The 12868-nt window shown below is 40.6% G+C and carries 12 protein-coding genes; 5 read left to right on the top strand and 7 right to left on the bottom strand.

What is annotated here, in order from left to right:
- Nucleotides 1–373 precede the first annotated feature (373 nt).
- The gene (locus tag H6G92_RS14045) at nucleotides 374–616 is read right to left on the bottom strand and encodes a hypothetical protein (protein WP_190894292.1); all 243 of its coding nucleotides are present in this window, start codon (nucleotides 614–616) and stop codon (nucleotides 374–376) included.
- A 284-nt stretch (nucleotides 617–900) separates the two neighbouring features.
- On the opposite strand from H6G92_RS14045, the gene H6G92_RS14040 reads away from it, so the two are divergent.
- Genes H6G92_RS14040 through H6G92_RS14030 form a run of 3 tightly spaced genes read left to right on the top strand, consistent with a single transcriptional unit; the run spans nucleotide 901 to nucleotide 2583 of the window.
- Nucleotides 901–1989: a M24 family metallopeptidase gene (locus H6G92_RS14040; protein WP_190894291.1), complete on the top strand. Its 1089-nt coding sequence runs from the start codon at nucleotides 901–903 to the stop codon at nucleotides 1987–1989.
- 5 nt (nucleotides 1990–1994) lie between these two features.
- Nucleotides 1995–2207 carry a hypothetical protein gene (locus H6G92_RS14035; RefSeq protein WP_242059125.1) on the top strand — a complete coding sequence of 71 codons (213 nt, stop codon included), beginning with the start codon at nucleotides 1995–1997 and terminating at the stop codon, nucleotides 2205–2207.
- Complete coding sequence (locus H6G92_RS14030; protein WP_190894290.1) at nucleotides 2197–2583, top strand: signal peptidase I; 387 nt, start codon at nucleotides 2197–2199, stop codon at nucleotides 2581–2583. Before H6G92_RS14035 ends, H6G92_RS14030 begins: the two co-directional genes overlap by 11 nt.
- Nucleotides 2584–2615: 32 nt before the next feature.
- Here the strand turns inward: H6G92_RS14030 and H6G92_RS14025 are convergent, their stop codons facing one another.
- The 3 genes from H6G92_RS14025 to H6G92_RS14015 all read right to left on the bottom strand — a co-directional run bounded on the left by H6G92_RS14025 (nucleotide 2616) and on the right by H6G92_RS14015 (nucleotide 5073).
- The gene (locus H6G92_RS14025; RefSeq protein ID WP_190894336.1) at nucleotides 2616–3638 is read right to left on the bottom strand and encodes a zinc-dependent alcohol dehydrogenase; all 1023 of its coding nucleotides are present in this window, start codon (nucleotides 3636–3638) and stop codon (nucleotides 2616–2618) included.
- A 124-nt stretch (nucleotides 3639–3762) separates the two neighbouring features.
- Nucleotides 3763–3948 carry a hypothetical protein gene (locus H6G92_RS14020; RefSeq protein WP_190894289.1) on the bottom strand — a complete coding sequence of 62 codons (186 nt, stop codon included), beginning with the start codon at nucleotides 3946–3948 and terminating at the stop codon, nucleotides 3763–3765.
- Nucleotides 3949–4002: 54 nt separating this feature from the next.
- Nucleotides 4003–5073 (bottom strand): glycosyltransferase family 4 protein, encoded by a 1071-nt coding sequence (locus H6G92_RS14015; protein ID WP_190894288.1) that lies wholly within the window; start codon nucleotides 5071–5073, stop codon nucleotides 4003–4005.
- A 455-nt stretch (nucleotides 5074–5528) separates the two neighbouring features.
- Between H6G92_RS14015 and xth the strand changes: the two genes are divergently transcribed.
- Entirely contained in the window at nucleotides 5529–6311 is a 783-nt protein-coding gene (gene xth / locus H6G92_RS14010; protein WP_190894287.1) for an exodeoxyribonuclease III, read from the top strand.
- A gap of 40 nt (nucleotides 6312–6351) precedes the next feature.
- On the opposite strand, the gene H6G92_RS14005 is transcribed toward xth, so the two are convergent.
- From H6G92_RS14005 to H6G92_RS13995, 3 genes are all read right to left on the bottom strand, one after another.
- Nucleotides 6352–7440 carry a T3SS effector HopA1 family protein gene (locus H6G92_RS14005; RefSeq protein WP_190894286.1) on the bottom strand — a complete coding sequence of 363 codons (1089 nt, stop codon included), beginning with the start codon at nucleotides 7438–7440 and terminating at the stop codon, nucleotides 6352–6354.
- Nucleotides 7441–7594: 154 nt separating this feature from the next.
- Complete coding sequence (locus tag H6G92_RS14000) at nucleotides 7595–8836, bottom strand: phosphotransferase family protein (RefSeq protein ID WP_190894285.1); 1242 nt, start codon at nucleotides 8834–8836, stop codon at nucleotides 7595–7597.
- Nucleotides 8837–9530: 694 nt separating this feature from the next.
- Nucleotides 9531–10397, bottom strand: a complete 867-nt coding sequence (locus H6G92_RS13995; protein WP_190894284.1) for a WYL domain-containing protein — start codon at nucleotides 10395–10397, stop codon at nucleotides 9531–9533.
- Between the two features lie 311 nt (nucleotides 10398–10708).
- Here H6G92_RS13995 and cas3 point away from each other — a divergent pair, with 311 nt between their 5' ends.
- Nucleotides 10709–12841 (top strand): type I-D CRISPR-associated helicase Cas3', encoded by a 2133-nt coding sequence (cas3, locus tag H6G92_RS13990; protein WP_190894283.1) that lies wholly within the window; start codon nucleotides 10709–10711, stop codon nucleotides 12839–12841.
- Nucleotides 12842–12868: the final 27 nt, after the last annotated feature.

Below are 12868 nucleotides of genomic sequence, written 5' to 3'. Positions count from 1 at the left end.
AGGTCAATCTAAATAGCAAAAGCTGGTGAGTATTGAGGGTAAAACAGGCTTAATTTTTGGACTTACATCATTAGGCGGTATGATGCAATTCATTTCTATAAAAGTAATAAACTAATTAATGACTATCAATTCCATCTAACTATTGGAGGATATTTTTATTAAATGAGCTTGTAGTCTTACATACAGTCCCAAAGCCGCAAAGGTTGCCAAATTCCTCGTGAAAATGAGCTTAAAATTTTGCCAAAGTGTAGCATAAAAATATTCATTCTCTAGGCAATACATAACAAAATATTAAGCTCAAGTTTTCAAGAAACTTAGTAACGGATGATACCAACAGTTTTGACTTCTTGTGAGGCTGAATTAGGGGAATTGCTTAGGGGTTAATAATTCCATAATAAATGGCGACAACAAATAAGAAAGCCGCCAATATAACCAGGGTAAAACCATAGCGAACTCGTGGATCAGGTAAGTCTTGATTGGTGATTACATTATCCCTTTGTACCTGAGTCATAGGCTCAGATTTTCCAGGTTCTTCGGGATTTATATAGTTAGGCGTGTCCTCTGCAACGGGGCGATTATTCTCTGTTGTTGTGTTTTGAGTCTCTTGGGATTTCATGGGCTTTTTTCATGTCTTTGTAGCTCCTGCGCTTTCATAATTTCAAATATTTACTAATAACTACATCATTCTTGAGAACTACCTTGGCTCGATGTGCATTTCATCTAGAGGGGTTACTCAATATGAAGTGAATTTGTAATTCCGAATACGCTCTTCTAAGCAAATATTGAATGCCAAACTCAATATAATACCGTACCCACGTTTTTTTCAAACCATAGACATACGCATATAAACACAGATGAATCTGATAATTGTCTGTATTCATCTGTGGTTACTAATTTTGTATGAACGAAGAAGTCTCCAAAAAACTAGAGTTAATCAGGCAAACCTTGCGTGAAACCGGAGTGCAAGGCGTGCGTTTGCGCGGAACAGACTGGTTTGCCTGGGCGACAGCTGGCGCTTCTAACACCGTGCTGCTTACCGCTGAAACTGGCGTAGCAGAAGTATTAGTAACTACTGAAGATGCTTGGGTATTAACCGATGAAATAGAAGCGCAGCGTCTTATTGATGAAGAACTACCAGCTAATTTTAAGGTGCATTTCAACCCTTGGGCTGATGCTGCTGCCCGTGAGTCTTTTGTTCGTGATGCAACTGCCGGAGGGAAACTACTTAGCGATAGTCCGATCTCCAATTTAGAAAAGCCGTTACCCGTATCTCTGCAATCACATAAACGGGTAATGGTGTCAAGTGAATTAGAGCGATATCGCCAAATCGGGCAAAAAGCGAGCGTTGCCATGACAGAAGTACTCAAAGCCGCCAAGCCAACTTGGACAGAATATCAGTTAGCGGGTGCGGGTGCAGAGGCATTATGGGCGAAAGGGTTACATCCAGCGCTGACACTGGTAGCGGGTGAGAGGCGTTTACCGCTATACCGTCATGCGACACCCACAGGAGAACAGATTGGACGGCAAGCGATGCTGGTGTTTTGCGCTAGAGGTTACGGTTTGTATGCAAATCTGACTAGATTTGTTTGCTTTGGTAAGCTTTCAAACGAACGGGCCGAATTGCATTCCCATGTGCGCGAAATAGAAGCAGTAGTTTTGAATTTGTGCCAACCCGGAACCACTCTCGATACAGTTTATCACGCCCTAGCTCAGGCTTATGAGCAGCATGGATTTCCTAATGCCATCCGCGAACATCACCAAGGAGGAACCACTGGATATTTAGCGCGAGAAATCGTCGCAAATCCAACTACTACTGATACTTTGACAGAAGGTATTGCTGTTGCTTGGAATCCCAGTTTACCAGGGGCAAAGGTTGAAGACACTTTTGTGATTCTCAAGGATGGAAAGTTGGAAAATCTGACTTTTGATCCAAATTTTCCTAGTGTTGAGGTAGAAGGAAGGTTACGCCCCGTGCCTTTGTACAATTAAAACAATTGGCTTCTAGCTTGGCTGATACTGAGCATATCTTATTTTTAGATACTCGGACTTTAGAACGCCGGGTGATGCCTTTGCTTGAGAAAGCGGAGATTTTGGTTACATCAGGAGAAAGCAAACGTATTGCAACTCATGTCCTGGAACAATACAACCAAGCGGGTTACAACGGACAAATTTTGGTTCCTTCTTTGGGATTAAGTGATGCAGCCTAAAGTTGTTTATGGAAACGCTGTCGTTGAAGGTGAAAATCGTTGGGGATGGTTCATGGGTCACTTTATCACCCCTGAAGACGATCCGCGTTCCACGGAAATGCTAGAAGTAAAATGGGCTATCCACCAAGCAGGTGACAGTAGAACTGATTGGGCAGTTAATAACCAAGCCGCTACTCTTTCAATTCTCATTCATGGACAATTTCGCCTGCAATTTGAAGATAGAGAAATTTTATTATCTTGTGAAGGTGATTATGTTCTTTGGTGTGCAGGTGTGCCTCATTGGTGGGTTGCTGAGTCCGATTGCACTATTCTTACTGTCAGATGGCCTTCAAAGCCAGGCGATAGTGTTGCATTGGCTGGAATGTCAAAGAGTTAGTATGCTATGTATCTGCTGTACTCCGCACAAAACTAAGGAATCATCGCTACCTTTATTACTTGACGCGCCTTCATCTCACAAAACACCTGTTCTAAATCTTTTAATGGTCGGTGTTCACTAATAAGTAACTCAAAGGGGATTTTGCGACTAGCGATCAGAGCCAGCGCCTTCCGCACATACTCTGGTGTATTATGAAACACTCCTTTGAGGGTAAGTTCGCTATAGTGTAGCTGTTCTGTATTGACGGTAATACTGGTATCCCGTGGACATCCACCGAATAAGTTGACTGTTGCACCAGGACGGGCGCAGGCGATCGCAGTTTCCCAAACACTTGGTACACCAGTGGCTTCAATCACTACATCTGCGCCCCATCCTTGGGTGAGTTCTTTCACCACATTGGGAATATCTGGGATTTGATGATAATTAAAAGTCTGGGCTGCACCCAATTTCTGACCAATTTCTAGCCTATACTTATTACCTCCCCACAGCAATACCTCAGCTTTCCCACTCAATGCCGCCACAAACATCAACCCAATTGCTCCATCTCCCAAAACGACGACTTTATCTTTGGGCTTAATATTAGAACGGGCTATACCATGCAATACACAAGCTAAAGGTTCTGTCATCGCTGCCAATTCCCACGGCAACTCATCGGGAATCTGCAACAAGTTATGCTCTACTATCGGTGCAGGAATTTTCAGGTATTCCGCAAAAGTCCCGTTATTCCAGGTCAAATTTGGACATAATGAATACTCTTGGCGTTGACAAAAAAAGCACTTCATGCATGGTGCGGAATTATTAGCGACGATGCGATCGCCCACTTGCCAATTTGTAACGCCTGCACCCAAGGCAACAATTCGTCCAGCACCTTCGTGACCAAACAGCGTCGGCGGTATCAGCATTTTGGCATGACCACCACGCCGCCAGACTTTCAAATCTGTACCACAAGTTGTTGCTGCCCCCACTTGGATCACAACTTCGCCAGCTACCGGAGTGGGGTCAGCAACTTTCTCTAGGCGTAAATCTTCTTGACCATAAAGTAAGGCTGCTAACAAAGCTTTAAACCTATCAATTAGCTCCATCTGATTTTACCAGTTGAAGCTAGTTGATAGGTTTAAAAAAATCAGTTTTGATTTCTATCTATCTAGTAGGCTTTTATTAATCTAAAATGCTGTAAAACTATGTATTCACCGCTGGCTGGGGAACCACTCCAGTGTTCCGGGTATCCGCATTAGGCAAGCGAGTAACAGTTAATAGCGGTACTTCTAGTCGGCACGACAGGCAAAACCAATACAGTTCACCATGACGGGCATGACGCAGGAGGGAACCACCGCAGCATGGGCAGGTGTTGGCTCTCGTACTCATACCAATGTCCTCCTTAAAAAATTATTGTTTAAACTAAGTAAAAAAAGCAGTTGATTAAAACTGGATGTTAGCTGCATAAATGCGGCCATTCGATTCTATGCGGTCTGTAATAATTTGTCTGTAAACAGCTTCATATCCGTTAACCATTTGGCTAACACTAAAATTGTTTTCTACATGTTTTCGACAGGTTTGACGATTGAGTTCCAAAGCTAGTGGAATCATTGCCGCCATTTCTGCATAGCTTTTGCAGATAAAACCTGTTTTGCCGTGGGCAATCACTTCAGGTACGGAACCGAAATTCATGGCAATCACTGGTGTCCCAGTTGCCATTGATTCAGTCATTACTAACCCAAAAGGTTCTTGCCAGCTAATGGGAAAGAGAGTTATGGCAGCATTGCCTAGAAGTTCAGTCTTTTCGGCGTGGTTGATTTCGCCTAGATATTCAATTTGCTGACCATCTATGAGAGGGGCAATCTCTTGTTCAAAAAACTTAGAGTCTTGAACATCAACCTTTCCTGCCATCTTCAAGCGCCAACCGGTCTGTTTAGCAATAGCGATCGCATGTTGTGGCCCTTTCTCTGGCGAAAAACGACCTAAAAATACCAAATATGGAGGTTCTAACGGTTGGGCTACGAATGGATAATCTGCCAGCTCAATTCCGTTATAAACCGTGTCAATATAATTGAGATCGATTTGACGCTGCGAGTTACTAATGCTGATGTATGGTTGTTTTTGGTGGTAGCTAAATGCGTGACGGTTATCCGTTGTAAAATTATTGTGCAGTGTGTGGACTGTAGAAGTTGTTGTTATCAAACTCGCTAAAGGTAGTGCCGAAATCCCTACATGAGAATGGATAATATCGAATTGGGTAGCACGTTGGTAAACTTGACTCAGTTCCAGCATTTCATACACTGCATACTCTTTGACATTTGGATCTAAGCGCAATGCACGTGGATAAACTGCTTCTAAATGAGCCAAAGTTTGAGAATCGCCAGAGGCAAATAAGGTTACCTCATGACCGCGACGAACAAGTTCATCAGTCAAGCGACTCACTACCAGTTCTATTCCTCCATAATTAGGAGGTGGAACCCTTTCCCATAAGGGGGCAACTTGAGCGATTTTCATAAGTTTTATTGGTTCAGTCTATGAAATTGTCCTCAATATAATGAGTTGCATCATTATTTTATGAGTAAAGAGCATTTGTACTTACTCTTTTGACATTTAAATTAACCTAACAGGCTACTAAAAGCACAATAACGGTTAACCAGACCGGAAATTTTCTGCCGACAAATCTAACGGACTATCGGTAAAAGTCAACCCTGAGCTACACTTCTAACCTATAACAAATCTATTGCTTGTTGTATCTGTCTTGGGGATCATAATGAAGTAGAATATTTTGTAGCGTAACTTACAAATTTGAATATTTTGTAGCTGAAAATACTAAAATATTGAATGGGATCAAGTCATTAAAGCTTTGTTTAAACGTAATTGGGAAATAGAAAAGAAATTTTAAATATTAAGTAATTGTACAATAATTACATAATTTGTAATTATTAATTTTCAAAAAATTCTGATAACTAATGAAAATCGCTACTTGGAACGTCAACTCAATTCGCACTCGTCTAGAACAGGTTACTGATTGGTTAACTAATAATCCTGTTGATGTTCTCTGCTTGCAAGAAACCAAGGTTATGGATGCTGAGTTTCCGCGATCGCCTTTTGAGCAGTTAGGCTATAACCTTTATATGTCAGGACAAAAATCTTATAACGGCGTAGCCCTGATTAGCCGCCAGCCACTCGTAAACGTAAGTAGCGGTTTTAGGGCGATTTTGCCAGATTTACACCACGAATGGGATGAGCAGAAACGGGTGATTACAGGTGTAATTGATGGTGTTCGGATTGTTAACTTATATGTTCCCAATGGTGCAGCGGTAGGAACTGAAAAATACGAATACAAACTGCGCTGGTTGACAGCGTTACACGAGTATTTGCGATTGTTGGTACTGTCAGAATCTGCAATTTGTGTGTGCGGAGACTTCAATATCGCCCTGGAAGATAAAGATATTCACGAGCAAGTGAGTACAGAAAATCACATTATGGCGACAGAAACAGAGCGCCAAGCCTTACGCGATATTTTGAAATTGGGATTTGCTGATGCTTTTCGCAAATTCAATACAGAAGGCGGAAATTATAGCTGGTGGGATTATCGCGCCGCCGCCTTCCGTCGCAACTTAGGTTGGCGGATTGACCATCACTATCTCACACCTATCCTCTATGAGCGTGCTACAAGTTGCATTATCGATGTCGCGCCCAGGAAATTAACCCAACCCAGCGACCATACGCCGGTAATTGTGGAATTTTGAATGGGTAGTGGGGCGGTATTGCCCCACTACCCACTCGTCATCAATTTAACGGCTTATATATATCTTTAGAACTGGGATTAAGATAAGGACGCTGTAAATCTATTAGGTGTCGTGCAAAGTGTTGGTCAATCGTCCTCATCCGTTCCTCCATTGCATTTTTACCTTTTTGCCAAGCTTCCAACAAAGCATTAGCGACAATTTGGCAACGGTTCATCCCGAAACTTTCTTGCGCCGCAAATTTTTGGGTTGGTTCCTCGGCTAAACCTAATCCTGGTGCTAAAAATTTAGTAAACAAGGGAATTTCGGGTTGGAAATAGGATTGATTTTCTGGATAAATAGCCTGAAGGATTGTGCGGATTGCTGGATAGTCAGGGAGTTCAAAGTAGAGTAGCCCCGAATCATAGCGTCCGTATGCACTGGGATTGTGGAGAACCTGAAAGCAAAAGGGAATCGAGGCTGCATTCAATTGCAGTGTCAAGCTTTCCATGAGAGCGATCGCACCAGATGGCGTAAAGTTAAAGTAAATTCGCCCTGCTCCCAAATCAGCATCGGGGTTACTTTGCCGTTCCTGTCCGACATTACTAACTGCTAAGTAACAGCCATTTTGCATTCTATTTTTGGGCATCCAGATTGCTACCATGTCACCCACTTTGGTAGATTTCTTACTGGATTCTAGATGGCAGTCTGGCTCAACATAAAGTGTTAAACCGCCTTTAGTCACCGCCATAGTCCCATCAGGTTCTTTCCGCAACACCTGCCATCGAGGGTCAAAGTAACCTATGCCGTGATTACTGGCGTGCAATTGCTCGTAAAATTCCCAATCAATCTCCAAAATGGAATTATCTGTTAAATTCTGCTTTGGCGGGCAATTACTACTATCACTATTGACTGCTAAAGTACTTTGTAGGGAGCCATTGTAATAGATCCCATAAAGAAAGTTGCGTAGTAATAAGGTGAGATACTTCTGTTGTAAATCTGCCGAGTTTTGCTGAAATCTGTCGGCTACTTTAGTCGGCAGAGCAAAGGGTTGATAATTAGGATGATAAATACAAAAATTTGACTCAATTTGGATATTCTTAGCAATATCGGATAGAGAAGTTAGCGGTTGATTGGTAGAGTAATTTAGCATTAATCCATTTAGAATTCAAATTTTAAAATCCAAAATTATGAAACCCCTCTGGGGCAAAAATCCTCGGAAAATTATGATAGGAAAATACGCAGAACAATTCAAAATGTCTAATTGCAGTTAAAATCTGGCTTTTAAATTGTTCTGCTCCCTGCCATTAACAACCGCGAAGCTGAGTTTTTTCGTAATAAATACGAAGTAACTGCTGCTCTTTGACAGGTTGAGGAAGCTTATGAATTTTTGCTACAGGATTCAGAATTTCTGATTCTGATATCCCGAAAATAGTCAGTACAGCTTGCTGCGGCATAGTGAGTAAACTTTTAGCCACTTGGAGCATACAAATGTCAGCATTATTAAAATATTTTTGGCAGGTAATCATATCTTGAATTTGATGAATTAGTGCCAGCCCTGCAAACTGGATAATGCGCACAATAAAGTCACTGCGGTATTCCAAAATCATGGGGAAAGCATTTAGATAAGCCCTAATTAGGGCAAGAATTGAAGGTTGTAAACTCTCCAACGGTGTCAATGCTAGATTTAGAGATTCTTGTAATTCAATGGTGGGGTCTACGACAAGGCTCTTGAGCCAAATTCCTAAATAGCTTGCTAGTAAAGTTCCTAAATCAAAGGCTGGATCTCCCCAAGAACAAGCTTCCCAATTAATTAGTTTTACTAGGCAATTGTCTAGTTTCTCCCACCTGGAATGAACCAAAATGTTGTTCAATTTCAGGTCGTTGTGAGTCAAGCAGCAAGGATTCCATTCATATGCCAAATCAGCGATCGCAGATTCTAAACTCTCCGATTGCTGGTAGAGTAGATAGAATTTCAGCGCATCTGTGGGAACCGTTCCAAAAATCTCCGGCCCAATTGACCCTAACCCTTGCGCCGGATTGTAAAAGCCATAGCGAAACTCTCCTTGCGGAGCAGTTGCCATAAAATCCTTATATTCTCGGCGGTTGTAGGTTGCGCGATGCAGTCCTGCCAAAGTCGTGCCGATCGCAGTGGCAATTTCTTGTGGAAAAAGATCATTATTGTGGTATAGTGTCGCAAGCTCCTGATATTCACTTAAGTAGTTGCGGACGAGGATAGAATTTTCTTCGTCAAAATGCACTACTAATGGTGCGATCGCAGAAATATTGCCAAGAACTGGAAACTGCTGGAGCAACTGATGAAATAGCCACTCCTGAAACAATTCATGAGGCGCTGCGTCATTGTTTTTAACGTTACGTTCTTGTTTAATGAGCAGTTTACGATTATCTGCTAAAGTCACTAGTAAATCGAAATTGTTCTTACTACTTCCTGGCAACTCAGATTTATCTGATGCGTCATCTTCTGAGCTACACAGCCCCGCGTCTTGCAGATACTGGATAACGTTATGAGAAGACAGTGATAATACCATGTATTATTTCCTACTTCATTAAATTACTTAAACTTATCTGTGTCGGTATTTGCTTGTACTTAGCAGTTATCGGTAGATAGTAACTAGTGTGGGAATAAGAATAAAGATTTGTACAATCTACTAATATCCCATCTTGCCGATAAAAACCTGCCAAAATGGCACCAAGTCCTTTACAATTGCTTTAAAATTTGCTCCCAGATACCGTGACATCTTTACACTTTATCAGCATAGTTACTTAGATACATCTAGAGCAAGTTTTGTGGTAGAAACCCATTGATGTAGCTGCATCTCCAGGTTTGTGGCGCAGAAACATCCCCAGCACAAAACTGATTGGCGGCAGATGTTGTTTAATGTTCAGTAGTCATCCTGAAAGCAGCGAAGAATTTCAGTAATCCTTCGTGAAAGGAAGCATGACATTCAACGCTATTATTTTTATTTATCATCACAAAGCCAAAAAAACCGGACTTTTTAGGCAATTAGTAATTATTTTTTTCTTTAATTTTCAGAATTGATGTCTGGAAACCTTGTTATTACGTCATTTGTCTTACTTACGTATTTTAGATGACTATAGGCGATCGCAAATAACGGCTACATGAGTGCATCTTATGGAAGTGTACTTTTGTCAAGGATGAAAAGACCTCTCCCTGGTTTTACTACGTAAAACCGTCCCTCTCCGACTCGGAGAGGGAAAGAGTTAAGACCTGGTTTCGATATCGTATAAATTGCAGAGGGTGAGGAGTTTTTGTTTGAAGCGATCGCGCACATTCTCTGGTAATATCACTACACAATCTGGTGCATACTGCATGACTTCGCGGCTAAACCAAAATGTACTCGATACTCGCCTGACAACTCGCCGGACTCGCGCTTTATCTGGTAGCCACTCATTGATATTGTCTTCTGGTTTAGCTTGATAGGCAAAAGCCAAACCAGCAAATAGATGCATTTCCACTTCAATCTCAGCCAAATTAAATCGCCACTCACCAGAAATTGGCATGACAGCAGCTTCTGTAATCCTGTCTAATCGTAAACTCCAGTTGTGAACCAGTTCTGGGATATCAAAGTTTCCTTCTGTCTCTTCGCACCAGCAATCAAGATATTGTCGCTTTTCGTGGGGTGTAACTTTGGCGTGGCGAACCGTGAAGTTTAATAAGCGTCCGGTTGCATCTTGATAAGAAAGCTGAAATGGTTGGTTTCGCAAGATGTAGTTATCTATTTGTAAACGCCAAGCTGGAGGCAAATTCTCTAGGAAACGTTCAATTTCGCCTCGCAGCGGTAATGATAGTTCGCTGCGTTCCAGAAGTAAGTTTGCAATGACTTGGGCTTGTTCAATTTGCCCGATGTCTGTCAACGCATTGATACATCTATGTAATGCCCTGATGCGTGGTTCTTTCCAATCGTTATTGTTACCGATGAGTAACTTACGTTGAGCGATCGCTTTAATTAACTTAGAGATGTTAGGCTCCTCTCCCCACATCATACCGAATTCACGAGCGATCGCTTCTAGTTCGGCTTTATCATGTTCTGATATCGACAGTGTAATAGATTGACCTTTTCGACTCATATTTTATACGGACATTTTTATGCGGTTATATCTTGGCAACTTCTATTTTGCATGGCATTATAGGGAATAACAACGAGTTACGGACAGTTTTTAAGCAAAGTGAAAAACTCGCACCAATGGTGCGAGAAATAGGCTGGAGATGTTTTATACCCATCTAAAAAACTGCAACCAATGGTTGCAGAAATTTGTAAGTGGTATTTCTTAGCACATATATAAAAAATGCCGCCATTGGTGACAGAAATTGATTAGATTTACTAAGCCTGTCATTCTTTTTGCATAAAATTTCCGATAAACCAAGCATTCACAAGGACATGTCTGAAAATTACAGCATAAATCTCAAACCTGTTTATTCTCAAACCGTCCCTACACCTGACGGAGTGAAATTACCTAAAGATTGGTCGCTTTCTTGGCATCAAGTGGAAACCTTGGAGGCGTTACGCGATCCAAATATTGATATAGTGTTCAACACTGCCATAACTGGGGATGGTAAAAGCTTGGCTGCTTTTCTTCTGGCTATGACAGATGGTGTATCAACAATGGCAACTTACCCAACTAACGAGTTAGCGAGAGATCAGGAAAAGCAAGTACAAAAATATAAGGACGAATTTCAGCCAAAGAAAAACCCACAGATTTATCGTCTGAATGCAGCTATTCTGGAAGATTTTATAGAAACGAATAAATTACCAACTAAACAGTCTGGATTAACTAATCTTTCTAACCAAGCAGAAATTTTGCTGACTAATCCCGATATTTTTTACTATATTCACGATTTTCGCTATCTTAGGCGTTTTAAAAAAGACGGTAAAACTAAGGGAGAAAACGCCAATAAGCTATTCAGTAAAATAGATGATAACTACAATTTGTTTATATTTGACGAGTTTCATGTATTTTCCTCGGCTCAAGTTGCAAGTATATTCAATGCAATACTGTTAATTAAGCATACTGTTCCAGGCAAGAAATTTTTGTTTTTATCGGCAACGCCAGATGATTTATTGCTAGATTTTTGTGATAAATCTCACATTAATTATAGAGAAATTAATCCAGCCAAAAAAGGAAAATATTGTTTTTCAGAAAATGGCGCTCAATGGCGGCAAATTAGTCAACCAATAACTTTATTTTTTCCGCAAACACTAGAACCTAATTTTTCTTCTAGTTATGATTGGCTGATAGAAAATTCAGAATCAGCAATTTTCAAGTTTTTTCAAGATTATCCAGGCAGTAAAGGTGCAATTATTCTCAACTCGATTGCTGCGGTTAAAAAACTAGTTAAGCATTTTAAAAATATTTTTAAACCTTTAGACTTAGAAGTTCGAGAAAATACAGGTTTAACTGGTGAGACAGAAAAAGCTGAATCAGTTGCGAAAGCCGATTTACTTATAGGAACATCAACTATTGATGTAGGTGTAGATTTTAGAATTAATTTTTTGGTATTTGAAGGTGCTGATGCAGGTAATTTTATTCAACGCTTTGGCCGGATAGGCAGACACAAAGATTTTCACCCTCATCCTTATCATGCTTATGCTTTGATTCCCAAATTTATTGTTCAAACATTATTCAAACCTGATTCAGACTCTTTGCAAGATGGCAAAACTTACGACCGAGTAACCTTTACACAAGTTATTCGTTCAAGTTACCCATTTGTGAATGAATTTAAGCAGTACCCTAAACGCTGGGGTGCTATTCAATCAGCTTGTGTTCATCAAGAATTAAGACGGCTGACTCATCAATATCCAGATGCAGAAAAAAACTTTAAAGAGACTATTGAAAAAGCACTTGATGTAAATATTTGGAAAAAATATGAACAAATTAATCAATGTTTACAAGAAAAGAAAAAGAAAGTCATTGACGAAGCACGGAGTTTTCGGGGAAATAGTCAGTTAGATTGTGCAATTTATGATTCAACAAATCCAGAAGAACCACAAAATGAACGTTTTAAAATTTATAACTTACCGGGTATTCTCAGCAACTTTAAGTTTGAATGGATAGATAGAAAGGAATTTATACAGCAAGCTGATAAATCTAGAGTCACAACCACTCGTTTTCAAGAAGCTTTATGCTGTTTGAAACTGACTGGCTACCGAGAAGTAAGAGAAGACTGGAAATTTTACTATCCAGAAGATATCAGCGAAATTGCCAAATCTGGTAAAGTCCAGGTTCTCAAAAACTTAGAAATTCGCCAACCCCACGGTAGCGGGATTAATAAAATAAGTGATGCTGTATCGGGTAGGGGTTTAGTATGCTTTCTTTCAGATTGCGATCGCACTTACCTCAGAGCCAAGTTAGGTTTACCTATCCACTTTCAAGCATACTCCTTAGCAGATAAATATAGTAGCGACGATAAGAAATTGCCACCGTACACTATAGCATTTGGTAAATCTGCACTAATGCTGGAAACCTTACTTTGGTTTCGGAAGCCGAAAAAGGATGATGGCTGGATTTGTTAGAAAGTTATATAACATCAAATTTTGGGA

Source organism: Nostoc foliaceum FACHB-393 (genome assembly GCF_014698505.1).
Taxonomy (GTDB): Bacteria; Cyanobacteriota; Cyanobacteriia; order Cyanobacteriales; family Nostocaceae; genus Nostoc; species Nostoc foliaceum_A.
Note: the sequence above shows the minus strand (reverse complement) of the source record. Positions and strands in the feature narration are given on the sequence as shown.